The following is a 25,336-nucleotide window of genomic DNA, read 5'->3' as shown; positions in this document are numbered from 1 at the left end:
CCGCACGCACGGATGCTGCGCGATGGCCCCGGTTCACGCAAAGCCGGGCAAACTTCATCGTCGATTTGATTCGCTCCAAGCGTGAATTTCGTGAACTTTGGCGAGTCGCCGCCGCGCGCGATGTAGGAGGCTAGCGCTGCGGCGCCTGCTCCCGCTCCGCCGTCGCCTGCAGGAACGCATCCAGCGCCAGCAGCCGCGTCTCCAGCTCGCGGCGATAGCTTGCCTTCTCCGGCGCCAGCGCCACCGCCTTTTCCCACCAGGGCCTGGCCTCGGCGAAGCGGTTCGCGCGGATCAGCGCGAGCCCGTAGAAGAAGGGCGGGCCGGGATGGTTGGGGGCCATCGCCAATGCCTTGTCGAAGGCGAACTGCGCGGCGGGCGAGATCTGGTTGCCGTCATTCTCGGCCAGCGCCAGGCCGAAGCCGGTCCACAGCGCCACTTCTCCGGGCACCCGGCGCACCGCCCCCTGCCACGCCATCACCGCCAGGTCGGGGCGGCCCGTCCGGGCCATGGCATCGGCGGGCGTGGAATAGGCCCAGGCATAGGTGCCATATTTGCCGAACATCGCATCGCGCAGGTCGATCAGTCCCTGGTCGACCTGGCCCTGTTGCGCGCCGGACTGGGCAGGATGGCCGGGAAGCCCTGGACTGCCCTGCCAGGTATAGCCCGCCGCGCCGAGCATGACCGCAGTGGCGGGCACGGTCCACAACTTGCCCGGATAGCGCAGCAACGCCAGCACGAGCAGCGCGACGAAGGCGATTGCACCGAACATCAGCCAGCCCATCATACGGCGTCCTTCCGGAACAGCCGCCGCGCGAGCAATGCGCCGACAAGCAGCAGCAGCAGCGGCGCGATCCACAGCGGCGCGGTCACCCAGCTCAGCGGCGGGTCATAGGTGACATAGTCGCCATAGCGCTGGACCAGGTACCCGCGGATCGCCGCCGGCCGCTCGCCCTTCGCGATCCGCTCGCGGACCAGCGCGCGCATGTCGCCGGCCATCTCGGCGTCGCTGTCGGCGATCGACTGGCCCTGGCACACCAGGCAGCGCAACGTCTCCATCAGCGCCTTGGCCTCCGCCTCCTGCGCCGGATCGGGCAGCTGGCTATAGGCAAGCGCGGCCGGCGGTCGGTTCGAGTCCGCCAGCGCCGGGCCGACGGCGAGCAGCGCAAGAGGGAGGGCAAGGCGCCTCACTTCGCCGCCTCCAGCTTGCGCAGTATCTCGGGAATGTCATCGGCGCGGATATCGCCGATATGCTGGTCGATGATCTTGCCCTGGCCGTCGATCAGGAAGGTCTCCGGCACTCCCGACGAGCCGAGCGCGATCTGCGCCTTGCCGGTGGGATCGTCGCCGATCCGAGCATAGGGATCGCCGTTCCGCGCGAGGAACGCCAGTACGGCATCCGGCGTGTCGCGGATCGCGACGCCGTCGATCTCCACGCCCGCCTGCTTGAGCTTCAACAGCTGCGGCGCCTCGGCGATGCAGGGAATGCACCAGCTGGCGAAGACGTTGAGCAGCCGCGGCTTGCCGTGCGCGAAGTCGGCGCCGGCCAGGCCGGGCTTGCCGGGCACCAGCGGCTTCATCTCGAGCGAGGGCAGCTTCTTGCCGACCATCGCCGAGTGGACCATCCGGTCGGCCGGCTTGATCAGTCCGCCGGCGACCAGCGCGAAGACCAGGGCGAAGAGCGCCAGCGGCGCCCAGATGAGCAGCCGCCTCATTCCTCGTCCTCCGCCTCGCGCCGCGCGCGCCTCACCCGGCCTACAAGCGAGAGGAGCCCGCCCAGCGCGATCAGCGCACCCCCAAGCCAGATCAGCGTGACGAAGGGCTTCCACCACAGCCGCAGCTGCCAGCGCCCCTGCCCGTCGCCCTGGCCGATCACGGTGTAAAGCTGCCCGTCGACCTCGGTCGCGATCGCCGCCTCATTGGTGTTGGTCGGCGGATTGGCGAAGAAACGCTGCTGCGGGAACAGGTCGATCGGCTCGGCACCGGTGCGCGTCGCCTTGAGATGCGCCTCGAGCGCCGACCAGTTGGGGCCGATCGCCGGGCGCACTTCGAGCAACTCGACGCGGTACGGGCCGACGGTGACGTTTTGCCCGACCGAGATCGCCGCCAGCCGCTCGGACTTGAAGGCGCCGTCCGCGGCCATGCCGGCGATGCTCACCGCGATGCCGAGATGCGCGATCACCATGCCGTAGATGTTGAGCGGCGTTCGGCGCAGATTGCGGCGGACGAGCGGGACGACGCTGGCCACGGCGAGCCCGGCGGCGAGCGCCAGGGTCAGCACCGCCATCCAGTGCTCGGCGCCGGCCAGCGCGAAGACCAGCGCGAAGGTGCCGCCTGCCGCCGCGACGGGGACAAGCAGCTTGCCGAGCAGGGTGTCCCACTGGTCGCGCCGCCATTTGAGCAGCGGCCCGCAGGCGGTGGCGGCGACGAGCGCCAGACCGACGGGCACCGCCGCCTTCTCGAAGAAAGGCGCGCCGATCGAGAGCTGAACGCCGGCGGCCTGCGCCACCAGCGGATAGAGCGTGCCGATGAAGACCACGCCCAGGATCACGGTGAGCAGCAAATTGTTGAGCACCAGCGCGCCTTCGCGGCTGACCAGCTCGAAGGTCGAGCCCTGCTTCACCGTGCCGATCCGCGCGCCGAACAGTGCCAGCGCGCCGCCGATATAGAGGCCGAGCAAGGCAAGGATGAAGGTGCCGCGGGTCGGGTCGACGGCAAAGGCATGGACACTGACCAGGATGCCCGAGCGGACCAGGAAGGTGCCGATCATCGACATCGAGAAGGCGACCACCGCCAGCATCACCGTCCAGGCGCGCAGCCCGTCGCGGGTTGCGAGCACGCTCACCGAATGGAGCAAGGCGGTCGCCGCCAGCCAAGGCATCAGCGAGGCGTTCTCGACCGGGTCCCAGAACCACCAGCCGCCCCAGCCGAGCTCGTAATAGGCCCAGTAGCTGCCGGCTGTGATGCCGATGGTGAGGAAAATCCATGCCGCCAGCACCCAGGGCCGCATCGCCTTGGCGAAAGCAGGGCCGACATCGCGCATCAGCAACGCGCCTACGGCGAAGCTGAACGCGACGGAGAGGCCGACATAGCCGAGATAGAGCGTCGGCGGGTGGAAGGCGAGGCCGGGATCCTGGAGCAGCGGATTGAGCCCCTGCCCGTCTAGCGGTGCAGGGCTCACGCGGACGAAAGGGTTCGAAGCGAAGGCCAGGAAGGCGTAGAAGCCCAGTCCGATCGCCGCCTGCGCGCCCAAGGTCGCCGCCAGCGTCGCGGCGGCGAGGCGCTTTTCGAACAATGCCACCCCTGCCCCGGACACTGCCAGCACGGTGACCCAGAGCAGCATCGAGCCCTCATGGTTCCCCCAGGCGCCGGCGATCTTGTAGATCAGCGGCTTCATCGAATGACTGTTCTCGACGACGAGCTTCACGGACATGTCCGACTGCACGAACAACGTGATCAGCAGACCAAAGGCAGCGAGCGCGAGCAGACCCTGCAAGATCGTGACCCGGCGAAGCGCCTTCATCACCAATGGCCCGCCCGGCTTGTCCGCGCCGCGCGCCGCCCCCCAGGCTAGCATCACCTGGACGAGCGCAAAGCCCGTCGCCAGCCACAGGGCAGCGAGACCGGCTTCGGCGATCACTGCGAGCCACTCATTGCGCCAGCGTCTTCGTCTCGTGCATGTTGCCGGCGGCCTGGGGCGGCATGTAGCGCTCGTCATGCTTCGCCAGGATATTGTCGGCGACGAAGCTGCCGTCGGACTGGAACTTCCCCTCGGCAACCACGCCCGAGCCTTCCTTGAACAGGTCCGGCGTCACGCCGCGGAACGCGACCGGCACCATAGCCTGGCCATCGGTCACCACGAAGCGGATCGAGATGCCGTCAGCCGCCCGCTGGATCGAGCCTTTCTGCACCATCCCGCCCAGGCGGACATGCCGGTCGAGCGGCAGCGGCTTTCCCTTCACATCGCCCGGCGCATAGAAGAACGCCGCCTGGTCCTTGAGCGCCGACATCGCCAGCGCGGATGCGCCAAGGATCGCGCCGAGCGCAAGCAGGGCGAGTACGAGCCTCTGGTGCTTTGGCTTCATTCACGCCCCCGCAGCGCTGCAGCAGCGGCTTCGGCGCGGCGCATCGCGACATAGCTGAGCGCAGCCAGCCCAGCGGTGCCGAGCAGCACGACGAGATAGGCGGCAGTGATGAACGGCCAGTGGTTCATGCCGCCGCCATCCGCCGCAACCGCGCCTCGACCTTCTGCGCGGCGAGGATCGCGCGCATGCGCATCAGCACCACGCCGGCGAAGATCAGCGTGAAGCCTCCCAGCGTGAAGAACAGCGGCCAGAGCAGCGACGGCGCGATCTTGCCCGCCAGCACGCTCTCGCCCTGGTGGAGCGTGTTCCACCAGATCACCGAATAATGGACGATCGGCAGCAGCACGCTGCCCGCCACGCCGAACAGCGCCGGCACGCGCCCGTCGCCCGAACGCTCGGCATCGGCACGGTCGAGCGCGATCCAGGCGACATAGACGAAGAACAGCAGCAGCATCGACGTCAGCCGCCCGTCCCACTCCCACCAGGTGCCCCAGGTCGGGCGCCCCCAGATCGAGCCGGTGAGCAGGCACATCGCCGCGAAGGTCGCGCCCGCCGGCGCGATCGCCCGCGCCGCGATGCTCGCCAGCGGATGCCGCCACACGAGATAACTCAGGCACGCGATCGCCAGTCCGCTCCACCCGCCCATGCCCAGCCAGGCGCTGGGGACGTGGATGTAGAGGATGCGCGCGCTGTCCTTCTGCACCGCATCGGGCGGCGTGAGCGTCAGCCCCGCCCAGCAGCCGAACGCCCCCAGCGCCACCCCGATCCAGAACAGGATCGGCGTCAGCGGCCGCGCAATCTTGAGGAAGCGCGCGGGATTGGCAAAGGCATGCAAGGCAGGCACGCAGGATGACTAGCGGGGTTCGAGTGCGGAATCCATGATGATTGACGGGGTTGTCCGCATCCAAATGCGAGGCGCCGGCGACGGCACCGAACTTCTCGAAACTCGCGCGAAGAAGGAATAAAATCGGGTGTGAAGCTCGCCCGATTTGGCAAAACCACGACGCATCCCGCAACCTGCTTGCGCGGACGGGAGCCCATATTTCCAACAGGTCAAAGATCGGCCGAGCGCGCCCGGCCGGAGGAGGGAAACACGCAAAATCCTACATTGCAAGGCGTTGCAAATCGGCGCGCAGGCCCTCAGACGACATCCCCCACACGCCGCCCCCGCATCTCGCGCCGCTCCTGCCGACGATAGGCGAGCCAACGCCGCCGCTCGCCCTTCTCGAGGCTGGCCAGCTCGGTGCCGACGGCGCGCGCCATCCGTGGGCTCGACCAATATTCGCCATGTTCCAGCGCAGTGTGCACGGGGCGAATCTTCGCATCCCCCTTCCAGCCATGGAAGCCGAGCGCGCCACGATCCTTGGACAGCAGGCCGCGGGGACGGTCGCCCTCCCCCGCCTGGCCGGGGCGGAACGCCCCGGCAAGCGTCGTATCGAACCTCGACCAATAGACGCCGACACGGTCCGGCAAGGCGAGCCCGCGCTCCAGAGCGCCGCGCGGCTCGATCTTGTAGCAAGGCACCGCCGCCGCCATGAGCGCAAGCAGCTTGACCTGGACCGGATGCGGCGCGCCCCGCGGCAGCAGCACGAATCCGGCAGCCAGGCGTTCGAGCAACTCGAGCGCCACGCGGCACCCCATGGAATGCGCGACGATGCTCAGCTCGAGCGGCGCAGCAGCCCGCGGAAAAGCGGCTTGCCGGCGCTGCGCGACCACCTCGCCAATCATGTCCATCAGGTCGCGTGCACCCGCCATCACGCGCGGCGGCTGACGCGAATAGCCGATATATTTGGATAGCGGGATCCAATCCTTCCACGAACCGCGGAGATCCCAGGAATCGCCCGGCCAGAAAAGCCCCGCCGCCCTGGACAACCACGGCCTGCCCAGCCTGCACAGGAAGGTCCGATAACTTTCATAGGCACTGGGTTCATCGGTGGCGAAACCGTGGATCAGCAGCAGCAACTTGTCGTTCTCGACCAGCAGCTGCGCGGGAGAGACTTCAGGTACGGTCCGCCAGCCGCCCTTCTTCGGTGCCGTGCGTTGCGAGATGCGCGGAAAGGCGGAAAGCGGCCGGTTCCGCAAGTCACTCGCATCGCGCGCGAAGCCGGCGCGCTTCGTCACCGGCTGAAGCGGCCGACCAGGGCCGAGAAGCCGTCGGAGACCAGCGACGAAAGCAGCCCCCCGAACGCGCCGACCGCCGTGAACACCAGCCGCGCGATGTCGCCGAAGCCGAGCAGCATGGCTACGCCGAAGCCAAGGGCGGTGCCGATGCCCAGCGCGAAAACGCTATACCTCCAGATGCCGCCCGACATCAGACGAAGCTGCAGTTCGTCCAGCGCATTCTCAGCCGCCTGGGCCACTGCATGGTCGGCGCTCGCCATCGCGGCGGCAAAGCGCTCCTGCTTCTCCTTGGGCAATTTCCGATCGGAATCAGCCCTCTCTTCAGACGCTTCCGAAGCGGCGTGAGTCTCGTTCGAACCGCTTCCGGCGATGATATCGCCCGCGACCACGAGACTGCGCGCTTCGATCGGCGCATCGGCGCTGAGAAGCGCAAAGAAGGACGGATTGAGCGTCGGGTGCGCCAGCGCCATCCGCGCCTCGCTCTGCATCACATGCATGAAGAGATCGTCGGGCGCGGCGCCGCGATCCAGCGAAATGCCCGCGAATTCCTTGAGCTGCGTTACCGACCAGCCACCGGAATGGAGCGGCTCGGCCGGCATCAGCATCCTCTCGATCTCGCGCAGAAGATGCTTCGGATGGTCGCGCCAGCCAAATTCGCGAGCCGAAAACACGAACCAGTTCGGCAATTGCGCCATCGGCCGCACCGTCGCCAACCTGCCACGCGCCCAGTCGATGACGATGCGTCGGCGGGAAAGGACGACAAGGCCGGGCTTGAAGAAATGCATCAACGCCGCGGTGATCAGTGCGATGCAGAACGCCCCGGCGATCACGCAGCCCAGGAACAGGAGAAAAGCCTGCGCGGAATCGGCGAGCGCGGGCATTCGGTTCACATGCTCGGTCGATGCCGGCAAGGCATAGGTAGGGCTTGGCCGGGAGGGATAGGGCGAAGCAGCCGAAATGACGAAAAGCTCGACCATGCCAATCCCCCAAAGACGAAAGCTTGGGTCGGTGGAGAGACGAAGTAAAGACGAGGATTTACCCAAATCGGCTGCGATGCCTGGAAGCGACACGCCTGCCCGCCTAGGTCGCGAACCCATAAACGGTCGCTTTCACGACGAGGGCTGAACGACCGAGAGTGGGTGGGGAGCGGTCATAGTAATAGGGGATAGCCCTCGTCTTCCCTAGGGGTCTGTTCCGATCCCGTTTCCAGAGGTCAAGCTTAGTCTCGACAGGCCATTGCCTTGGAGCTTGCCATGACCGCCTTCCCGAACCAGTCGCAGCGCAATCCCTGGCTGACCGACAGCGTCTATCCAACTTCGCACTTCAATCCGGGGGCCACGGACTCCGTGCCATTTGCGGGCCCCGTCGAAGGCAAAACCCTGAAGAAGGGCGAGGATGCAAAATTCGTGCGCAACTTCATGGTATCAAACCCGGCGGTGAAGAAGATCGGCGCCGACACTGTTGCTTTCGCCAGCGGCATGTTCGGCCTGCGCAAGCTGCTGCTGACCGGCAAGGCGCTCGAATCGATCTCCTACTGGCCCTATCCCGGCTTCGAGAAGCAATCGGAGTCAGCGAGCGAAGCGGCGATGGATGAACTGCTCGCTAGATGGGACGCGGCCCGCCGCGCGGGCGACGATGACAAATTGTTCGAGGCCATCCAGGGTATCAAGGACGTAGGCTTTACCCACGCCGTCGGCATCAACGGCGTCTACAACCTGTTAGACCGCGACGGCTTCCATTACTGCGTGTTCGGCGGGACCAAGGTGCTGAAATCCACCGACGACAACGAGGCCCGGGCACCTGCGCGTATCGTGAAGCAGGCGGACGTCGCGGCCGCGATGCCGCCGGAAGTGGCGCAATCGGTCAGCCGCATTATTGCGCTCAGCATGACCTATGACGGCTTCCTGGTCGCAGCGGCGCCGGGCGCGGTGGTGATCCTCGACCGCGATCTCAACGTGAAGTCGTATGTCGCCTTCTCGGGCGAGGCGGTCGATAACGCGGTGCCGCTCGACGAGGATGGCGGCATCTATGTCGTCACCTCACGCCGGATGCTCAAAGTCGTGTGGGACGGCGAGACGCTGTCCGACAAGGAGGAGGACGGCGCATGGGAATCGGGCTATGAATGGATGCCCGATGAGAAGGCCTTCGCACTCGGCTCGATCTCGCGCGGCTCCGGCACCACGCCGACCTTAATGGGATTTGGCGACGATCCGGACAAGCTGGTGGTGATTGCCGATGGCGCCGAGGGTGGGACCAATCTCGTCGCCTTCTGGCGCGACGCGATACCCGAGGATTTCGAGCAGAAGCCCGGGACGAAGTCGCGCCGCATCGCCGATCAGGCGCCCATTAAGATCTCCAAGGCAACGATCGAGCCTTCACCCAATGTGCTCGGCTACGGCGTCGCAGTGGTCAACAGCACCTACCCCAAGCCGGTGCCCGAGCCCGGCTTCCACAATGGCTTCATGGCCGGCGTCACCCGCCCGGCGCCCAGGGGAATCCAGAAGTTCAACTGGAATCCGGAAACGCGCCGGTTGGAGGAGGACTGGCTCAATGAGGAGATCGACAATAGCGACATCATGGTGCCCGTCGTCTCCGCCGCTACCAGCCTGCTCTACGCTGCGAACAAGCGCGGGCTCACCTATGAATATGTCGGGATCGACTGGGAAAGCGGCGAGACTCGCGAACGCTGGGTGTTCCCGGACGACAGCGCGATGTGGAACGCCTTTGGCGGCATCACGACGATATTGGAAGACGGCGACCTGCTGATCGGCGGCGCGTTCGCGATCAAGCGCATCAATGCCTGATCGAAGGCTTAGCATAGCGCTGCCGTGAGACCGCCCTAAAACGGCGTTTGGGCAACGGGCCAAAAGCTCGCACACACCTATTTAGCGGCGATGTCCGCAAGCGGGTCGTTTGCCGCCAGTCCGCTTTTATGAGTCCACGACCTAGTGCATCGCGCCGAGATGCCCCAGCTTGTCGGGATTGCGCGTCACATAGATGCCGGCGATCTTCCCGTCCTCGATCGCCAGCGCGGTCGTCTGCAGCAGGCCGCCCGGCTCGATGCTGACGAAGCCCGGCAGCCCGTTGATCATCCCGTAGCGGACGATCCGCGACGGCTCCCTGGCGAAGAAGCGGGCGAGCGAGGTGTAGAGCTTGATCATGTCCTCCACACCATGGATCGGGCGCAGGCCGGCATGGACCTTGCCGCCGCCGTCCGACCAGGTCGAGACATCGTCCGCGAGCAGGCTGCGGAAGGCAGTCATGTCGCCGCTCCGGGAAGCGGCGAAGAAGGCGGCGGCGATCTCCAGCCCCTTTTCCTTCGGCAGGTCGTAGCGCGGGCGCGCGGCGCGGACATGGGTGCGGGCACGGCTTGCGAGCTGGCGGGTCGCGGCGGGATCGCGGCCGATCGTCTCGGCCACTTCGTCGAAGCCCACGCCGAACACGTCGTGGAGCAGGAAGGCGGCGCGCTCCAATGGCGAGAGGCGTTCGAGTGCCATCATCAGCGGCAGGGTGACGTCCTCCACTTCATCGTCCTCCTCGACGATCGGCTCGGGCAGCCAGGGGCCTATATAGGTCTCGCGCCGGGCACGGGCGGACTTGAGCTGGTCAAGGCAGAGCCGCGTCACCACCCGGCGCAAGAACGCCTCGGGCTCGCGGACCTGGTCGCGATCGGCATCGAGCCAGCGCAGGAACGCATCCTGCACGACATCCTCCGCATCCGCGACCGAGCCGAGCATGCGATAGGCGATGCGCGCCAGCCGCGGACGCAGCGGATCGAAGCTCGCCGCTGCGTCCGCGCCGGTCATGCCGCGGCCGCCGCGGGCTTGGCTTCGTAGAAGAGGTTGAACGCCACCGCGAGGCGGTTCCAGCCATTGATCTCGTTGATCTTGAGCGTGAGCTCCACCTGCTCCTCCTCGGTGAAATGCGCGGCGAGCTCGGCATGGAGCGCGTCGGGGGCACGCGCGGTGGATACCAGAGTGAGCGCATCGGTCCATGCCAGCGCGGCGCGCTCGCGCGGGGTATAGACGGGGGCTTCATGCCAGGCGCTGAGCAGATAGATGCGCTGCTCGGTCTCGCCGGCCTTGCGGGCATCGGCGGTGTGCATGTTGAGGCAATTGGCGCAGCCGTTGATCTGCGAGGCGCGGATCTTCACCAGCTCGAGCAGGCCGTGCTCGAGCGTCGGGGCGACCTTGAGCGACATTTCGTACCACGCCTTCATCGGGGCAGGGGCGGCGTGGAAGAGGTCGAGGCGGGGAGTCATCATGCATCTCCTTTGGGTTGGACGCAGACATGACGAGACAGCCGCGCCGGGTGTGACATGCGGCTTGCATTTTTTCGCAGAGTGGTGGGAAAATCGCCCCCGGTTGGGCATCGCCGGAGCCTCGTTGGGGGTGGAAGCAGCTTCCTTCCTTGCGTCACCCCGACGGAAGCCGGGCCCAGAGCCAAGCAGGACATCGCTTGTGACCCTGGGTCCCGGCGTTCGCCGGGACCAGGAGGGAAGATTGCTGCTCATCCCCTGTCCCTCCAACCGTCATCCCCACTTTCGCGGGGATGACGGAAATAGGGCGAGGCCTCCCGCTTACTTCTCCTTCGCGGGGCCCGCGAACGGATCGGTCACCCCCGGCTGGGTCGGGATCGGCAGGCGCGGGAGCGGGTCCCTGGCGTTGGCGGCATCAAGCAGGAACGCCGCCAGGATGATCGCGCCCTGGCGCATGTCGGCCGCCTTCAAATGGTCATAGGTGTCGAGCTGGGTGTGGTGCACCCGGCTCTCGTAATCGAGCGGATCCTGGATGAACTGGAAGGCCGGGATGCCGACCGCCTGCATGAACTGATGGTCGGTGCCCTCGGTCTTCTGGATCGCCACGGTCGACGCGCCCATCGAGGCGAAGGGGGCGAGCCACTCGCGGAAGATCGGCACCACCGCCGGATTGTTCTCGGCATAGACGCCGCGAATCTTCCCCGAGCCATTGTCGATGTTGAAATAGGCGGCGAGGTCCTTGTGGCCGGCGAGCGGCGTGATCGGGAAGCGCGTCGCCCAGCTGTAATAGAATTCGTCGGCACTGGGCACGTGATCCCAGGCCGGGCGCGTGGCCAGATGCTGCTCGATATACGCAATCGAGCCGTAAAGGCTCTGTTCCTCGCCGGCCCAGAGCGCGAACCGTATCGTGCGTTTCGGCTTGATGCCCGATGCCTTGATGATTCGCGCGGCCTCCATCACCATCGCGCTGCCCGCGCCATTGTCGGCGGCGCCGTCGCCCGCCACCCAGCTGTCGAGGTGCGCGCCGGCCATCACATAGCCGGCCTTGGGGTCACTGCCCTTGATATCGGCGATGATGTTGTAGGCCTTGGGGTCGCGGTCGTCGAAATGGACATTGCTGTCGATCTCGAGCGTCGGTGCCTTGCCGGTCCAGGCGAGGCGCACGAGGCGGCGATAATCCTCTGCCGCCATCTCGACGCCGGGGACCTTGGGCGTCTCGCCGACATGATGAAGATAGCCTTCGCCGTGGACAAGCTTGCCGTCGCTGCGCGAGCGCGAGACATAGGCGACTGCGCCTTCGTCGGCGAGGAACTTGGCGAGCGCGCGCTCGAAGCCGGCACGGGCCATCGCCCCTTCCTGCTTGGCGGGATCCCAGACCGGCTCTTCATAGACGTCGAGCTTGGCGAGGTCCTCGTCGCTCAGCCGCTGGAAATCCGGCTCCTTGGGCTCGGAACCGGTGCCGGGGGCCGAGACCAGTACGATCTTGCCGGCGAGCTTGCCCTTCCACTGGGCGAAATCGCCCGCGCTCTTCATTGGCGCGACGATCACCGGCGCGGTGACGGCGCCGTTGGTCGCCGGCGTCCAGGCGACCGGGATGGCAGTGAGCTGGACCGGGCGCGGCGCGACCATGCGCACGCTCGACTTCTCGATCCACCAGCCGCGGCCGAAGTCGAAGCCTTCCTTGTGGACGTCGGTGAGGCCCCAGCCCTTGAACTTGTCCTGCGTCCATTGCTCGGCTTCGCGCATCGCCGGCGAGTTGGTCATGCGCGGGCCGATGACGTCGGCGAGATATTCGGCGGTGGTCATCACCTCCGAATGGCTGGTGCCCTGATCGACCAGCACGGCGACGGTGGCGGGATCGACCGACTGGGCGGCGGCCGGCGCGGTCGTGGCGATCAGGGCGGCGGTGGCGAGAAGAAAGGTGCGCATGGGGCTCCGGGGGAACGAGGATGCCCGACGCTATTGGGGGTGCGGGGTTGGTGCAAGCCTGTGGGCTTCGCCCTTTTGCTCCCCTCCCTTGCAGGGAGGGGAATCGAAACTAATCACCCCCGCCCGATCAGCCTTTGCGCGATGCGATCGGCGACTTCGCTCTGGGGATCGCCGGTGCGGGCGCTTTCGTCCCACACTTCGATCAGCCGCTCGGGGATCTTCTCCACGCGCGCCATAACCTCGGCCATGTTGCCCTGGCCGAGATATTCGAGCCCGACATTGATGATCCCGCCCGCGTTGATCACGTAATCGGGCGCGTAGAGGATGCCGCGGTCATGGAGGCGCTGGCCGTCCGCGCGGGTGGCGAGCTGGTTGTTCGCGCCGCCGGCGACCACGGTGGTCTTGAGCGCGGCGATCGAGGCCTCGGTGAAGATCGCGCCCAGCGCGTTGGGGCTGAGCACATCGGTCTCGATGCCCAGGATCTCGGAGGCGTCGATCGCCTCGCCGCCCAGCTCGGCCGCGAGCGCCTTTGCGCGCTCGGCATTGACGTCGGCGAGGACCAGTCTGGCGCCGTCCTTGGCGAGCAGGCGGGCGACGCCGCCGCCGACCGAGCCGATGCCCTGGATCGCGACGCGCACGCCGGCCATCGAATCGGCGCCGAGGCCGCGCTTCGCCGCTGCCTTCACGCCCAGATAGACGCCGCGCGCCGTGATCGGGCCGGGATCCCCCCCTGCCCCGCCTTCGGCCACCGGCAGGCCCGAGACGTGCTTGGTCTGGGTGGCGACGATCTTCATCCGCTCTTCGGACATGCCGACATCCTCGGCGGTCACGTATTTGCCGTGGAGCGATTCGACTGCGCGGCCGAACGCTTCGAGCTGGGCGGTGGAGACGGTCGCGCCCGGCTCGCTCGCCAGGATCACGCCCTTGCCGCCGCCGAGCGGCAGGTTGGCCATCGCATTCTTGTAGCTCATGCCGCGCGACAGGCGCAGCGCGTCGGTGATCGCGGCGCGGTGGTCGACATAATGCCAGAAGCGCACGCCGCCGGCCGCCGGGCCGAGCTTGGTCGAATGGACTGCGATGATTGCGCTCAGCCCCGACTCGCGGTCGCTGAACAGGTGGACGCCCTCATGGTCGTCGAAATCGGGGAAGCCCCAGTCAGTGATCACGCGCTACATTCCTGCGGAAGTGCCGCACGTCTGTGTGCCGCGCGCGGTCACGAGGGGAAATGGGGCGGATGACGGGACTTGAACCCGCGACCCTCGGTACCACAAACCGATGCTCTAACCAACTGAGCTACAACCGCCGTGAAGAAGGCGCGCTTAGCGGGGGCCGATGCGAAGCGCAAGATAATTGCCGAGATATTTTGGCGCTTATCCGCGCGAAATTCGTACTGCCTCTTCGGGGGTAATCAGCCCCTCGCGGACCAGCGCGCGCGCCGCCGATCCCAGGTTGGGCGCGCGCAGGAAAGCGTGGCGGGCCAGGATCGCCTCGTCGCCGCCATCGTTGATCAGCCGGCGGATCGCGCCATCGGCGACGATTGCCTCGAACACGCCGGTGCGGCCCGCATAGCCGGTGCCCTCGCAGCTCTCGCAGCCGACCGCCTCGAAGACGATCGCACCCGAATCGAAGCCGAGCAGCGCCGAAACGGACCCTTGCGCCTGCACCGGGCGACGGCAATCGGGGCAGAGCCGGCAGACGAGCCGCTGGGCGAGCACCGCGGCGATATTGGCGGCGAGGCGGAAGGGCTCGACGCGCCAATCGCGCATCTGGCGGATCGCGGAAACGGCATCGGGCGCATCGATCGCGGCGAGGACGAGATGCCCCTGCTCCGCCGCTTCGGCCACGGCCGCGGCGGTTTCGCGTCCGTCGAGCTTGTCGAGCGCGATCACGTCCGGGTCCTGCTCCAGCGCGGCGCGGATCGCGGCGGCGCCGATGAGACCCTCTATCCTGGTCGCGCCTTTCACCGGCGGCGCGCCGATCGTCACGATATGGCGGGGCGAACCGGCGAAATGCCCGAGCACGGCGGCGATGGTGGTGCTGCGGCCCGACCCCGAGGGACCAGCCGCGAGCACCAGGCCGCCGCGGCGCAGCGCAGGCTGCAGCGCATCGACGAGGCTGCGGCGCATTCCGATCGCCTCGAGCGCATGCTCGCGCCGCTCGCCGGCATCGAGGCGCAGCACGATGCGCGCGCCACCTTCCTGCTCGAGCAGCGCGGCGCCAGGCACTGCGCGGAAGCTGTCGGCCAGCGCGGCATCGGCATGATGGTGGCGCGGTTCGGTGAGCTGGCCGGCAATGCGCATACGCACGACCAGCGCTTCGGCTGAGATCTCGACGTGAAGGTGCGACGCGCGGCGACGGCGCGCCTCGGCGATGAGCGCGTCGGCAGGCGATTCGGCATGGGGGCCGGAAAACAGCAAGGGCGGCGGCGGTTCCGCCACGGGCGCCAGCGCTTCGGCTTCCACGTTCATAGGATCCCCTTTGCGGAGCCCATGCGCTAGGCATGTCATGTGACGCCGCGCCTGCACTTTTATGACAGTTTCGCGTCGATCTGGCGCAGCGCCGAAGCTTTTGGCAGAACGCCGCCATGCAGAGTGCCGCTTCCACCGTCCCGAACCTCGGCTCGGGCTATCCTTCCGAGCCCATCGTCGATCACATCATGCAATGGCCGGGCGTGCAGCGCGTGCCGCACGCCAAGGTCCAGATGTTCATCGCCAAGAACTTCCTGGAGCCCGAGCTGTGCGAGCTGCTGCGGATCAAGATCGACGCCGAGCGCCGCCCGTCAACCGTGGCCGACGCCAATGACGATTATGCCTTCCGCACCAGCGAGACCTGCGACTTCAGTTCGCACGACGCGGTGGTGGCGGAGCTGAAGCGGCGGATGACGGCGCTCACCGGTATCGACCCCACGCACGGGGAGCCGATGCAGGGCCAACGCTACGAGGTGGGCCAGGAGTTCAAGGCGCACACCGATTATTTCGAGCCGCAGGGGCGCGATTACGAGAAATATTGCGGCGTCGCGGGGCAGCGCACCTGGACGGTGATGCTGTATCTGAACGACGTCGAGGCCGGCGGCGCGACGCGCTTCAAGGCGGTCGACAAGATCGTCCAGCCGGAGACGGGCAAGGTGCTCGCCTGGAACAACCTCCGTCCCGACGGCACGCCCAACCCGAGCACCATCCACCACGCGATGAAGGTGCGCGCCGGGCTGAAATACGTGGTCACGCAATGGTATCGCCAGAAGCCCTGGGGCTGGTGATCGGGCGCCGTGCCGGGCTTGCCATCGCACTCGCGGCAGCTTCGCTCGCTACCCCTGCCCTCGCCCAGTCGGCGGCGCCGGAAATCGCCAGTGGGGATTATGGCGGCGAGCTGCTGATCGGCTTCGACCCGGCTAAGCGGACCGTCAGCGGCTATTTCCAGTCATCGACCGGCGGCGGCAAGTTCAGCTGCATCTTCTACCTTGCCGGCAAGCTGCGGGATGGCACCGCGCCGGTACGGACCTTCTTCCCCGCGACGCCCGCCGAGGCGATCGACGGCACGCTGACACGCGAGGACCGCACCAACCTCCACATCGCGCTGCCGCAGGAGCATGGCGGATGCTGGAACGTCCAGCACTTCGCCGACAAGGACCAGCCGGCCGCGTTCGGGCTCCAGGCCGCCTATCCGTGGATCTCGATTGCGGTGGTGAAGAGCGACAAGGCCTATTTCTTCAACGTACCTGCCGCGCAGACGCATCGCCGCGGCTATCTGGTCAAGGGCGACGGCATCGGCGTGCGGGCGATCCGCGACGGATGGCTGCAGGTCGATTTCACCGGCGGCGCCAAGCCGGCCTCCGGCTGGATCCGCCAGGCCGATGTCTATCCGGCCCGCTAGCCGGTCCGCCTCAACCCCCAAAAAGAAAAGGGAGCCGCGCCGCGCATGCGGGCCGCTCCCTTTTCAGTCCGGCTGCCTCGATCAGAAGGTGGTCGAGAGCGAAAGGTTGACCGTAGTGCCGGGGGTGTAGCGGTTGTAGATTACCGTGTTCGTCCCGTTCGACTGGGTTTCCTTGTACTTGCGGTTGGTCAGGTTGCGGGCCTCGAACTTAACGTCGATCTGCTGGCCCGCCACCTTCACGCCCTGGCGCGCGACGAAGTCCAGGTTGAAGCCCGGATATTCGAACACGTCCGGCTGGCCCGAATTGGCCAGGCCGCGGCTGGTGACGCGCTTGCTGGCATAGGAGAGGATGAAGGTCTGCTGCGAGAGCGAGGCCTTGTCCTCCAGACCGAACTGGAAGTTCGCCAGATGGTCCGACTGGCCGGTGAGCGGCGCACCGTCCTGGAAGAAGTCGGTCGCGAGGTTCGATGACGAGCCGAACACCGATACGCCGTCGCTCGCATCCACCTTCAGCTTGGACTTGGTGAAGGTGTAGTTGGCGATCGCGATCAGGCTGCGCTCGCCGAACAGCTGCCACTTCTTGCTCAGCTCGACCTCGGCACCATAGAGATCGGCCTTAGGCGCATTGGCGAAGCTGGTGACGAAGGCGTCACCCGAGATGAACGATTCGATCGGGTTGTCGATGCGCTTGTAGAAGCCGGCAATCGTGAAGCGCTGCTCGGGCGCGATGTACCATTCGTAGCGCGCCTCGAGGTTCAGCAGCTGGCTGTCCTGAAGGAACGGGTTGCCGCGATACTGGCGGTTGGTGTCCGGGTCGAAATAGAACTGATAGATCAGCTCGCGGAACTGCGGGCGGGCGATCGTCTTCGACGCGTGCAGGCGGAACTGCATGCTCGGCTGGAACTGCCAGGTAAGCGTGCCGCTCGGCAGCCAATAGTCGTTGTCGAGATTGGTCGACGCGATGCTAGCGCCGGGCGTGGAGAACACCTGCAGTGGCGTCACCGTTTCCGTGGCGGTCTCGTAGCGGATGCCGGCATCGAGCGAGAGCTCGGGCGTGATCTGCCAGTTCTCGCGGAAATAGGCGGCATGGTTGTCGAGCTCGGCGCCGAAGGCGGGATTGCCTTCGTTCGTCTCGGCCAGGTTGATGTCGTAATAGTCGATGATCGCGGTGCCGAGCAGCAGGTCGGGCCGGAGCATCGCCACGCCGCCGGGCAGCGTGCTGGGCGCGCTGAACTGGAAGTCGCGGCGCGAGCTGGTGCGCTGGGTGTTGAGATAGGCATAGCCGACCGAGAGGCTCAGGTTCGGATCGAGCTTCCAGGTGAGATCCGCGCCACCCGACCAGAGATTCTCGTTGAGATGCGAGTAGCTGATTGTCGCGTCGCCGCCATTGCCGTTGTTCAGGCGGTTGACGAAATAGGCGCCATAGGGGTCCGCCGACGCATTGGTGCGGACATATTCGAGGGTAAGCTCGTTCGGCGCATCACGCTTGGTGTTGGCATAGCTGCCGCGCAGGTCGAGGCTGAACGCGGGGCTGAGCTTGAACTCGCCGACGACCTGGGTGTCGATGAGCTGACGCTCATACCAGGCCGTGTCCTGCTGCATGAAATCGGTGGTGGTGTTGCCATGCCGCTTGCCGATGCCGAGGCGGGCACGCTTCAGCGTGTCGTGGACACCGATGGTGGTCCAGCGGATCTTGTTGTCGCCGAATTCGACGCCGACGCCGAGCAGGCCGTTGGCGACCACGCGGTTATCTGTCGATACCCGCTCGAAGTTGGTCTCGAGGTCGGAGAGGTCGCTGTTGAGCGAAGCCTGCTGGACCGAACCGCGGGTCGTCCACTTGCTGCTGATGCCGGCGGTGGCGATCAGGCCGAGCCGGACGTCGCCGGCGTCATAGGTGGTGCCGCCGGTGAGGCTGGCCGACCAGTTCGGGCCGATGCTGCTCTGCTTCTGGACGAGCGCGTTGTTGGCGTTGATCAACTGGCCGGCGATCACCTGGCTGTCGACCGTCCCCGAGCTCAGGCGGGCGCCGCTGGCGAAGAACGCCGCGAGCGCCGGCGGCAGGTCGCGCGTGCCGTCGTCATAGCCGCTCCAGTCATAGCCGCCGCCCGAATAGACATAGCCCATATGGCCGGTCGTCACGAGATTGGCGCCCATGCCGCCGCTGACGGTGAGGAAGCTTTCCTTGGGCAGCGAATTGGTGGTGAGGTTGATCACGCCGCCGCCGAACTCGCCCGGATAATTGGCCGAGTAGCTCTTCTGGACGAGCGACGAGGAGACCACGTTGGTCGGGAAGATATCGAGCGGAACGACGCGCTTCAGCGGCTCGGGGCTGGGCAGCGGCGAGCCGTTGAGCATCGCGAGCGAATAGCGATCGCCAAGGCCGCGGACATAGACGAAGCCGTTGCCGACGACGCTGAGGCCGGTGACGCGGCTGAGCGCGCCGGCGATGTCGCCTTCGCCGGTGCGGGCGATGTCGGCGCTCGACAGCACCGAGACGACCTGCGGCATGTCGCGGGTGACGTTGGTGCGGCGGCCCGTGACGACGATCTCGCCGGGCACGGAGACGTCGGGCGCGGCTTCCTGGGCGTCCTGGGCAGCCGGGTCCTGGGGTTCAGCAGTGGTGCCGGCGGCAGGTGCCCCGGCCGTATCCGGCGAAGTCGTCTGCGCCCAGGCAATGGACGGCGAGGCGAGCGCGGTGGTGATGAGCAGCAGGCGGGCGAGCCCCATCGGCTTCGTCATGGTGAAACCCCCAAATTCAAATCCTGAGAGGGGCGGAGCGCCGCCGAATGGCCGCGCTCCGCCCCCAGTTCAGTCAGCCGGTATTAGTTGGTCGGCAGCGACAGGCAGCTACGACCCACGGCCGTCGTCGTGTCGAAGGCGGCGTAACCCGAGTTGCAGGTCCAGCCCTTGTACCAGCTGTCGTTCGCGTCCTTGACCGCGCCGATATAGGTCGTCGTGTCGAAGAAGGTATTGAACGTCTTCGGATCAACCGCGGTCACGGCCGTCTCGGTCGCGCCGTTGATGAACAGGCTGGTGAGCGAGGGCACGAAGGCGTCGTTGTTGCCGTTCGCACCCGTGCCGAATGCCGTCGCGACCTGGGCGGCGGTGTAGGAGCCGCTGCCGAGATACTTGGTGGCATTGCACTGCATCACCACGGCGCGGGCGAGCAGCGTGGCCGGGGTCGCACCCGAGCCGTTCATGCGGAGGCACTCGTTGTTCGGCGTCGCGATGATGCCGTTGATCAGCGTCGTGTCCGAATTGCCGCGCAGCAGGAGCGAGGCGAGGTCGTTCGCTTCGGTGTTGGCGCTGACGGCCGGCTGGAGCGCCGTGAAGTTGGCGATTGCGGTCTTCTGACGCGGCGTGTCGGTTTCAAAGCCGTTGCTGTCGATCTCCATCAGCGCGTCGCCCTGGCCCGAACGCTGCAGCAGCAGCAGGTACTGGAAGGCGCCCTGGAGGCCGGTATCGATGTCGAGGCTGTCGTCATCGGCGCCGGTGGCGATGTAGTGCTTGAAGTTGACGGTGCCGCCGAAGAACTCCGCGCCGTCGTCCGAGCTGTTGTGGCTCTGGAAATAGTCGAGCGTGGTGCCGCTGCCGGTACCCTCGGTGGTGAGCGACTGCAGCTCCTTGTCCGCGCCGAGCACATAGCCCGAATAGCGGATCTGGACGTACTTCATGCTGCCGGCATTGTAGGTGTCGTCGGTACCGCCGAACACGGCCGGATCGGCCGAGCCTTCGGTCTGGCGCTCGCAGGTGCCGGCGCCGGTCGAGCCGGTGGTGCAATCGGTGACCTTGGCGCGGCCCATCAGCACGACGCCGCCCCACTGACCGATGGTCTGGTCGTTGTTGAGGCCCAGGATGTTGTCGCGGCTGGTGAAGATGATCGGCGCGGTGGCGGTGCCGACGGCGTTGATCTTGTTGCCGCGGTTGACCGCGAGCCACGACACGCCGGTGCCGCCGTACACGATCACGCCCGGCTCGATCGTCAGCGTGACGTTCGTGTCGGCCGTCAGGTTGCCGCCGGTGAGCGTGATGCCGTTGGCGGCGGTGCAGGTCGCGGTGCTGCTGGCGCGCGGGGCGCCCGCGGTCGGCGCGGTGATGCCGCCGTCGCAACCAACATCGACGCGGCCGGCCATCTGATAGACCAGGCCCGAGACCTTCGGCAGGGTGATGCTGCGGGCGATCATCGCGGGCAGCGTGCAGACGCGCCACGTACCGGTCGGGCCGGTGATCGTGCCGCCATCGGTCAGGCCCTTGGGATCGGCGATGGTCGGGCAGCCGGTGGCCGGCGAGACGAGCGCCGTGGTCGGCGTCGGGGTCGGCGAGGGCGTCGGAGCCGGCGGATTGTTGATGATGACGTTGCCGCCGGTGCCCGGCGAGGCGATGTCGTTCGCGCCATCGCACGCGGCAAGCGCGCCGCACGCAATGGTAGTCATCATGAGAAGGCTGACGCGTTTGAAGCTGGCCATAGGATCTCCGTTCCGGCGGACGCCGGGATTGCATCGAATTACGGTGCGGGATCGACTCGGCTTATCCCCCGTCGGCCGCAAAAGGGGCGCTAGGCGGGGGTTGTTACGCGTTGGCGCGGATTCGGAGACGTTTCGAAGACAGTCAGATGACGCGATTGTTACAGCACCGGCATACGCGCCCGAAACGGTTCACGGCGCGGTGACGATGTTGCCCGATTGCATCACGAACCGGACATTCCCGAGCGCCGACATATCTTTGCGCGGATCGCCCGCGACTGCGATCAGATCGGCGATTCGGCCGGGCGCGATGCTGCCGATGCGGTCGGCCATGCCGAGGATCGCGGCGTTGCCGGCGGTCGCGGTCCACAATGCGTCGCCCGGCGCCATGCCCCAGGCCGCCATGAACTCGATCTCGCGGGCATTGGCGCCGTGCGCAAACACGCCGGTATCGCCGCCGACGCACATCGTCACGCCGGACTTGAGCGCCGCGGCATAGCTCGCCCGCTTCACGCGGATCGCCTCAGGCTCGGGCGCGGCGCCGTTCCAGCCGCCATAGCGGGTGATCGCATCGGTGGCGGCAAGCGTCGGGCAGAAGGCGACGTCATGCGCCTTCATCAGCGCGAAGAGCTCGGACGTCGCGTCATTGCCATGCTCGATCGTGTCGGCGCCAGCCAGGGTCGCGCGGCGGATCCCCTCCGGCGTGCTGGCATGGACCGCGACCTTGCGCCCGGCATCATGCGCGGCGGCGACGCCAGACCTGAGCTCGTCGAGGCTGAAGGTCGCGCGGCTCGGTTCGCCCGGCCCCCAGCGATAATCGGCGTAGAATTTCACCCAGTCCGCGCCATGCGCGATCTGGCGGCGGACCGCGGCGACCACGCCCTCCCCGCTCACTTCCTCGGCGCCCTGCGGCACGTCATAGGCATAGCCCTTGGGGCCATAGGCGCCGGTGGCGACGAGCGCGCGGCTGGCGATGAGCAGGCGCGGGCCGGGCACGATGCCCTGCTGGATCGCCTGTTTGAGCCCGGCGTCGGCATCCCCCGCCCCTTCGGTGCCGAGATCGCGCACGGTGGTGAAGCCAGCCAGCAAGGTGGCACGGGCATGCGCGACGGCACGCGCCGTCCGGAGCGCCAGCGGCTCCTTCATCACCTGATCGTTCCAGCTCGTCTCGTTATAGGGGTGCAGGAACAGGTGGACGTGGAGGTCGATCAGGCCGGGCATCAGCGTGGTGCCGGGCAGCGCCAGCGTCTCGGCCCCGGCGGGAGCGGTCACATCCGGCCCGGCCGCGACGATCTTGCCGTCGGCGACGAGCACCTTCCAGCCGTCATGCATCACCCGGTCGGCCGCGGTGAACACGCGGTCGGGGACAAGCAGCACCGGCGCCTTCTGCGCCGCAGCGATGCCGGGGACCAGCAACAGGAGAGCGGCGAACAGGCAGCGGAGCTTGGTCATGCCCGCCAGACTGGCAAAGCGCGGGGCAGCGCGCCAGTGCTAGTACATTGCCGTCATCGCCACGCCGCCAGTGATCAGCACCACGCCGAGAATCTGGTGCAGGCTCAGCTTCTCGCGGAACAGCCGGTGGCCGGCGGCGGCGGCGATCGGCATCTCGATCACGCCGAGCGCGCGTACCGCGGCGGCGGGCGCGAGGTTGAGCGCCAGGAACCAGCCCGACGAGGCGAGCGCGCCGAACAGTCCAGCTCCCAACGACTGGCGCCACCCCTTGATCACTGCGACCAGCGCGGCCCGGTCGCGCACGGCGAGGTAGAGACCCAGCCCGCCTGCCTGCACGGCCTGGACGATCGCGACACAGGCCATGGCCGAGAAGAAGGGATGATGCGGCTCGAGTCGCAGCCCGGCATGACGAAAGGCGTTGAGCGCGAAGCCGAAGAGCAGGCCGGAGAGCACGCCGTAGGTGACGCCGAGCACCGGATGGTGCGCGCCCTCGATCTTCTTGGGCCAGACCATCACGGCGAGGCCGACAGTGGTCACCGCCACGCCTGCCCAGCCGAGCGCCGAGAGATTGTCGCCGAACACGACCAGGCCGACGGTGGCGGCGAGCGGCACCGAGCTTTGCTGTAGCGCGGTGCCCACTGCGAAGCCGGCATGGTGCATGGCAAGGAGCAGCGCGGCGGTGGCGATGACCTGGGCCAACGCGCCGGTGAGCGCGGGCCACCAGAATTCCCAGCCGAACTGCGGATCGACGTGCGGCGTGACCGCGATCGCAATTGCGGTGAAGGCAAGCGAAAAAGGCAGGCCGAACAGGAAGCGCACGAGTGTCGCGCCCCAGGGACCGGTGTTCGACATCATCCCGCGCTGGAGCGCGTTGCGACCTACCTGAAATCCCGCCGCCGCGACGGTCGCCACTGCCCAGAGCAAAACTATCTCCGCTTTCGTTGATTCGTTGGGCCCATACCTCCTCTCGTCATCCCCGCGAAGGCGGGGTCCAGGGTTTCTCCGCCGCACCGCTTGTGACTCTGGATCCCCGCCTTCGCGGGGATGACGATGGTTGGGGAGCCCCTTGCGCGCATGAGCCATCAATCCTGCTAATGGCTCCTCCCAGAAATGGTGGTTTGTGCCGGGGCAGCCGAACGGGCCATCTCGCGGGGCAAGCAATCAGGAACACGCCAATGAAGCCGATCCACCTCGCCGCCTTCGCCATCCTCACCACAGCCGCCACCCACCAGCAGGACGACCCGCTCACTCGTCCGCTCGCGCCCGAGGCCGCCGCCAAGTGGATCGGCCCGCAAGCGCCGATCCGGGTGTACGGCAACAGTTACCTGGTCGGCTTCGAGGGCATGAACGTCGGCCTGATCGACACCGGCAAGGGGCTGATCCTGATCGACGGCGCCGTGCCGCAATCGGTCCGCGCGATTGAGGCCAACCTGCAGAAGCTCGGCTACCGCATCCAGGACGTGAAGCTGATCCTCAGCACCGAGCCGCATTTCGACCATGCCGGCGGGCTCGCGGCACTGGCGCGCGACAGCGGCGCGACGGTGCTGGCGGGCGCCTGGGCCGCAGCCTCGCTGAAGAAGGGCATCAGCAGCGCGGATGATCCGCAGGCAGCATGGCTGGTCGCCTTTCCCGCCGTCTCCCGGGTGCGGGCGGTGAAGGATGGCAAGGCGATCCGGCTGGGCAATGTCACCGTCACCGCCCGCGCCACGCCGGGCCATACGCCGGGTAGCATGAGCTGGACCTGGCGCAGCTGCGAAGGCCGCGCGTGCAAGACGATGGTCTTCGCTTCCAGTCTGAACCCCGTCGGCGCGGTCGGCTATCGCTTCACCCAGCACCCGGAAGTGCTGGCGAGCTTCCACGCCACCTACGCCAAAGTCCGCGTCATGCCCTGCGACATCATGTTCAGCGCGCATCCGGACAACTCGGGCGGCCCCGAGAAATATGCTCGCTTCGCCAAGGCACCGCGCCCCAACCCCTATGTCGATCCCGGCGCCTGCCGCGCCTATGTGGACAGATCGGCGACCGCGCTCGCCGAGCGGCTGGCCGACGAGAAGGCCGGCAAGGCGCGCTAGCCCCGACGCGCGGCGGCGCGGAACAGCCCGGCCGAGAGCAGCCAGGGCAAGGTGAAGGCGGCGATCAGCCCCGCGGTACGCGGCTCGTCGGTGAGTGCGGGGATCACGGTGGCGGCCTGCACCGCCGCGGTCGCCACCATCGTCCAGGCCATGCCGATCGGCTGGAACCGCGCGATGAAGCCGCCGAGGATCGCAACGGCAATCACCCCGCCGAAGATCAAATTGAGCGGATTGCCCTCTTCGCCGATTATCCCGACAGCCAGGTTGATCCAGATGGTGAGGAATGCCGTGAACAACGCAACCGCCGCGCCGGCACGATAGGCCCCGCTATCGCGCGCGCGGATCGCCAGTTCGAACACCAGGCCCGTCCCGCCGATCAGCGTCGCCGCGACAAGGAAGTCGGCCGGTCCCCAGCTGACTTCGCGGGTGAACTGCATCGCGATCGCCGGCAGCATCAGCAGGCCTATCGCAGCGCTCCAGACGGCGATGCGCAGCCGGTTGCCGATCCGGATGTCGTTGATCCTCTGCGCTGCCATGCCTGCCTCCGATGTTGGTGGCGCAGCTCTGCGCCGAAGCGCGGAAATGCGCCAACCGGCTTTCGGAGGAATTGCCGTGCAGAAGCTATGCAGGCGTCGCGGGCGCCGTCGAGAGCAGCCAGCAGCTATTCGGCCCCTCGCCTTCGAAAAGGCCGAGCTTGCCGGGAATGCAGGAGATGAAGGCCCCGTGTCCCCGCCCCACGACGGCGTTCAGCGCCTCGCGCAGCGGCATCTCGCGATCGTCCAGATCCTCGCGGGCGGAAAGGACATGGCAGAAGGCGGGCGCGCCATGCGCCTTGAGCAACGCTTCGATAGGGGTGGGAAAGGCGTCCGCCCCTTGCAGATGCTTCGCGTGGCGCGGATCGAGGGCAATTGGGTGATCGAGCAACGCGCGGAAATCCGTGCGCCCCTGGGGCCCGAGATCGAGCAATGTCTCGGTCCGCCGACGACCCGGCTCGACAAGAAACGTCAAAAAGCTGCGTTCATGCTGGTTCATTTGCGGAGCATTGCATGAAAAAGCCCGCCGGTCATGGCCGGCGGGCTTCATTCAACC

Annotated in this window: 24 protein-coding genes and 1 tRNA gene; 4 read left to right on the top strand and 21 right to left on the bottom strand. The window is 67.1% G+C overall.

The features are described 5' to 3' along the window. Window positions 1–130 precede the first annotated feature (130 nt). From AC1RPL_RS20195 to AC1RPL_RS20155, 9 genes are all read right to left on the bottom strand, one after another. A complete protein-coding gene (locus AC1RPL_RS20195; protein ID WP_493071971.1) occupies window positions 131–784 on the bottom strand; it encodes a tetratricopeptide repeat protein in 654 nt (217 codons plus the stop codon). Next, window positions 781–1,188, bottom strand: a complete 408-nt coding sequence (locus AC1RPL_RS20190) for a cytochrome c-type biogenesis protein (RefSeq protein ID WP_493071970.1) — start codon at window positions 1,186–1,188, stop codon at window positions 781–783. Before AC1RPL_RS20190 ends, AC1RPL_RS20195 begins: the two co-directional genes overlap by 4 nt. Further along, window positions 1,185–1,712 (bottom strand): DsbE family thiol:disulfide interchange protein, encoded by a 528-nt coding sequence (locus AC1RPL_RS20185; RefSeq protein WP_493071969.1) that lies wholly within the window; start codon window positions 1,710–1,712, stop codon window positions 1,185–1,187. Before AC1RPL_RS20185 ends, AC1RPL_RS20190 begins: the two co-directional genes overlap by 4 nt. Further along, the gene (locus AC1RPL_RS20180; RefSeq protein ID WP_493071968.1) at window positions 1,709–3,637 is read right to left on the bottom strand and encodes a heme lyase CcmF/NrfE family subunit; all 1,929 of its coding nucleotides are present in this window, start codon (window positions 3,635–3,637) and stop codon (window positions 1,709–1,711) included. Before AC1RPL_RS20180 ends, AC1RPL_RS20185 begins: the two co-directional genes overlap by 4 nt. Before the next feature lie 10 nt (window positions 3,638–3,647). Beyond that, on the bottom strand, window positions 3,648–4,082 hold the full coding sequence (gene ccmE, locus AC1RPL_RS20175) for a cytochrome c maturation protein CcmE (protein ID WP_493071966.1): 435 nt from the start codon (window positions 4,080–4,082) through the stop codon (window positions 3,648–3,650). Then, entirely contained in the window at window positions 4,079–4,210 is a 132-nt protein-coding gene (locus tag AC1RPL_RS20170) for a hypothetical protein (RefSeq protein ID WP_493071964.1), read from the bottom strand. Before AC1RPL_RS20170 ends, ccmE begins: the two co-directional genes overlap by 4 nt. Continuing rightward, window positions 4,207–4,926: a heme ABC transporter permease CcmC gene (gene ccmC / locus AC1RPL_RS20165; protein WP_493071962.1), complete on the bottom strand. Its 720-nt coding sequence runs from the start codon at window positions 4,924–4,926 to the stop codon at window positions 4,207–4,209. Before ccmC ends, AC1RPL_RS20170 begins: the two co-directional genes overlap by 4 nt. Before the next feature lie 296 nt (window positions 4,927–5,222). After that, window positions 5,223–6,203, bottom strand: coding sequence for a hypothetical protein (locus AC1RPL_RS20160; RefSeq protein WP_493071961.1), 981 nt, complete (start codon window positions 6,201–6,203; stop codon window positions 5,223–5,225). Next, window positions 6,200–7,273 carry a hypothetical protein gene (locus AC1RPL_RS20155; protein ID WP_493071960.1) on the bottom strand — a complete coding sequence of 358 codons (1,074 nt, stop codon included), beginning with the start codon at window positions 7,271–7,273 and terminating at the stop codon, window positions 6,200–6,202. The genes AC1RPL_RS20160 and AC1RPL_RS20155 overlap by 4 nt, the downstream gene beginning before the upstream one ends. A gap of 183 nt (window positions 7,274–7,456) precedes the next feature. Between AC1RPL_RS20155 and AC1RPL_RS20150 the strand changes: the two genes are divergently transcribed. Beyond that, the gene (locus tag AC1RPL_RS20150; protein WP_493071959.1) at window positions 7,457–9,007 is read left to right on the top strand and encodes a hypothetical protein; all 1,551 of its coding nucleotides are present in this window, start codon (window positions 7,457–7,459) and stop codon (window positions 9,005–9,007) included. A 141-nt stretch (window positions 9,008–9,148) separates the two neighbouring features. On the opposite strand, the gene AC1RPL_RS20145 is transcribed toward AC1RPL_RS20150, so the two are convergent. The 6 genes from AC1RPL_RS20145 to AC1RPL_RS20120 all read right to left on the bottom strand — a co-directional run bounded on the left by AC1RPL_RS20145 (window position 9,149) and on the right by AC1RPL_RS20120 (window position 14,858). Continuing rightward, a complete protein-coding gene (locus tag AC1RPL_RS20145; RefSeq protein WP_493071958.1) occupies window positions 9,149–10,009 on the bottom strand; it encodes a sigma-70 family RNA polymerase sigma factor in 861 nt (286 codons plus the stop codon). Then, window positions 10,006–10,464: a carboxymuconolactone decarboxylase family protein gene (locus tag AC1RPL_RS20140; protein ID WP_493071957.1), complete on the bottom strand. Its 459-nt coding sequence runs from the start codon at window positions 10,462–10,464 to the stop codon at window positions 10,006–10,008. The genes AC1RPL_RS20145 and AC1RPL_RS20140 overlap by 4 nt, the downstream gene beginning before the upstream one ends. A 318-nt stretch (window positions 10,465–10,782) precedes the next feature. Continuing rightward, on the bottom strand, window positions 10,783–12,390 hold the full coding sequence (locus tag AC1RPL_RS20135) for a M20/M25/M40 family metallo-hydrolase (protein WP_493071956.1): 1,608 nt from the start codon (window positions 12,388–12,390) through the stop codon (window positions 10,783–10,785). 113 nt (window positions 12,391–12,503) lie between these two features. Then, window positions 12,504–13,556 (bottom strand): Glu/Leu/Phe/Val family dehydrogenase, encoded by a 1,053-nt coding sequence (locus AC1RPL_RS20130; RefSeq protein WP_493071954.1) that lies wholly within the window; start codon window positions 13,554–13,556, stop codon window positions 12,504–12,506. 60 nt (window positions 13,557–13,616) lie between these two features. Next, a tRNA-His gene (locus tag AC1RPL_RS20125) sits at window positions 13,617–13,693 on the bottom strand. 67 nt (window positions 13,694–13,760) lie between these two features. After that, the gene (locus tag AC1RPL_RS20120; RefSeq protein ID WP_493071953.1) at window positions 13,761–14,858 is read right to left on the bottom strand and encodes a GspE/PulE family protein; all 1,098 of its coding nucleotides are present in this window, start codon (window positions 14,856–14,858) and stop codon (window positions 13,761–13,763) included. A gap of 116 nt (window positions 14,859–14,974) precedes the next feature. On the opposite strand from AC1RPL_RS20120, the gene AC1RPL_RS20115 reads away from it, so the two are divergent. Continuing rightward, on the top strand, window positions 14,975–15,646 hold the full coding sequence (locus tag AC1RPL_RS20115) for a prolyl hydroxylase family protein (RefSeq protein WP_493071951.1): 672 nt from the start codon (window positions 14,975–14,977) through the stop codon (window positions 15,644–15,646). Then, complete coding sequence (locus tag AC1RPL_RS20110) at window positions 15,616–16,260, top strand: hypothetical protein (protein ID WP_493071949.1); 645 nt, start codon at window positions 15,616–15,618, stop codon at window positions 16,258–16,260. Before AC1RPL_RS20115 ends, AC1RPL_RS20110 begins: the two co-directional genes overlap by 31 nt. 81 nt (window positions 16,261–16,341) lie before the next feature. Here AC1RPL_RS20110 and AC1RPL_RS20105 read toward each other — a convergent pair whose 3' ends face one another. The 4 genes from AC1RPL_RS20105 to AC1RPL_RS20090 all read right to left on the bottom strand — a co-directional run bounded on the left by AC1RPL_RS20105 (window position 16,342) and on the right by AC1RPL_RS20090 (window position 23,087). Next, window positions 16,342–18,999, bottom strand: a complete 2,658-nt coding sequence (locus AC1RPL_RS20105; protein ID WP_493071948.1) for a TonB-dependent receptor domain-containing protein — start codon at window positions 18,997–18,999, stop codon at window positions 16,342–16,344. Window positions 19,000–19,082: 83 nt separating this feature from the next. After that, complete coding sequence (locus AC1RPL_RS20100) at window positions 19,083–20,726, bottom strand: beta-helix domain-containing protein (RefSeq protein ID WP_493071947.1); 1,644 nt, start codon at window positions 20,724–20,726, stop codon at window positions 19,083–19,085. A 189-nt stretch (window positions 20,727–20,915) separates the two neighbouring features. Beyond that, entirely contained in the window at window positions 20,916–22,175 is a 1,260-nt protein-coding gene (locus AC1RPL_RS20095) for a metal-dependent hydrolase family protein (protein ID WP_493071946.1), read from the bottom strand. A gap of 39 nt (window positions 22,176–22,214) precedes the next feature. Continuing rightward, window positions 22,215–23,087, bottom strand: coding sequence for a DMT family transporter (locus AC1RPL_RS20090; protein ID WP_493071945.1), 873 nt, complete (start codon window positions 23,085–23,087; stop codon window positions 22,215–22,217). Between the two features lie 263 nt (window positions 23,088–23,350). Here AC1RPL_RS20090 and bla point away from each other — a divergent pair, with 263 nt between their 5' ends. Then, window positions 23,351–24,247 carry a subclass B3 metallo-beta-lactamase gene (gene bla / locus AC1RPL_RS20085; protein WP_493071943.1) on the top strand — a complete coding sequence of 299 codons (897 nt, stop codon included), beginning with the start codon at window positions 23,351–23,353 and terminating at the stop codon, window positions 24,245–24,247. On the opposite strand, the gene AC1RPL_RS20080 is transcribed toward bla, so the two are convergent. Then, window positions 24,244–24,783, bottom strand: a complete 540-nt coding sequence (locus AC1RPL_RS20080; RefSeq protein ID WP_493071942.1) for a hypothetical protein — start codon at window positions 24,781–24,783, stop codon at window positions 24,244–24,246. The genes bla and AC1RPL_RS20080 overlap by 4 nt on opposite strands. Window positions 24,784–24,868: 85 nt before the next feature. Continuing rightward, window positions 24,869–25,330: a hypothetical protein gene (locus tag AC1RPL_RS20075; RefSeq protein ID WP_493071940.1), complete on the bottom strand. Its 462-nt coding sequence runs from the start codon at window positions 25,328–25,330 to the stop codon at window positions 24,869–24,871. Window positions 25,331–25,336: the final 6 nt, after the last annotated feature.

Source organism: Sphingomonas sp. GW821-FHT12D09 (assembly GCF_058807215.1).
The sequence above is the reverse complement of the archived record's forward strand: the minus strand, read 5'-3'. Positions and strand labels throughout refer to the sequence as shown.

Bases quoted from the DNA above. Each gene is read 5' to 3' on its own strand.
- AC1RPL_RS20195 (WP_493071971.1), bottom strand. From the start codon at position 784: ATGATGGGCTGGCTGATGTTCGGTGCAATCGCCTTCGTCGCGCTGCTC.
- AC1RPL_RS20185 (WP_493071969.1), bottom strand. From the start codon at position 1,712: ATGAGGCGGCTGCTCATCTGGGCGCCGCTGGCGCTCTTCGCCCTGGTC.
- ccmE (WP_493071966.1), bottom strand. From the start codon at position 4,082: ATGAAGCCAAAGCACCAGAGGCTCGTACTCGCCCTGCTTGCGCTCGGC.
- AC1RPL_RS20170 (WP_493071964.1), bottom strand. From the start codon at position 4,210: ATGAACCACTGGCCGTTCATCACTGCCGCCTATCTCGTCGTGCTGCTC.
- AC1RPL_RS20150 (WP_493071959.1), top strand. From the start codon at position 7,457: ATGACCGCCTTCCCGAACCAGTCGCAGCGCAATCCCTGGCTGACCGAC.
- AC1RPL_RS20145 (WP_493071958.1), bottom strand. From the start codon at position 10,009: ATGACCGGCGCGGACGCAGCGGCGAGCTTCGATCCGCTGCGTCCGCGG.
- AC1RPL_RS20140 (WP_493071957.1), bottom strand. From the start codon at position 10,464: ATGACTCCCCGCCTCGACCTCTTCCACGCCGCCCCTGCCCCGATGAAG.
- AC1RPL_RS20135 (WP_493071956.1), bottom strand. From the start codon at position 12,390: ATGCGCACCTTTCTTCTCGCCACCGCCGCCCTGATCGCCACGACCGCG.
- AC1RPL_RS20120 (WP_493071953.1), bottom strand. From the start codon at position 14,858: ATGAACGTGGAAGCCGAAGCGCTGGCGCCCGTGGCGGAACCGCCGCCG.
- AC1RPL_RS20115 (WP_493071951.1), top strand. From the start codon at position 14,975: ATGCAGAGTGCCGCTTCCACCGTCCCGAACCTCGGCTCGGGCTATCCT.
- AC1RPL_RS20110 (WP_493071949.1), top strand. From the start codon at position 15,616: ATGGTATCGCCAGAAGCCCTGGGGCTGGTGATCGGGCGCCGTGCCGGG.
- AC1RPL_RS20105 (WP_493071948.1), bottom strand. From the start codon at position 18,999: ATGACGAAGCCGATGGGGCTCGCCCGCCTGCTGCTCATCACCACCGCG.
- AC1RPL_RS20100 (WP_493071947.1), bottom strand. From the start codon at position 20,726: ATGGCCAGCTTCAAACGCGTCAGCCTTCTCATGATGACTACCATTGCG.
- AC1RPL_RS20095 (WP_493071946.1), bottom strand. From the start codon at position 22,175: ATGACCAAGCTCCGCTGCCTGTTCGCCGCTCTCCTGTTGCTGGTCCCC.
- bla (WP_493071943.1), top strand. From the start codon at position 23,351: ATGAAGCCGATCCACCTCGCCGCCTTCGCCATCCTCACCACAGCCGCC.
- AC1RPL_RS20080 (WP_493071942.1), bottom strand. From the start codon at position 24,783: ATGGCAGCGCAGAGGATCAACGACATCCGGATCGGCAACCGGCTGCGC.
- AC1RPL_RS20075 (WP_493071940.1), bottom strand. From the start codon at position 25,330: ATGAAGCCCGCCGGCCATGACCGGCGGGCTTTTTCATGCAATGCTCCG.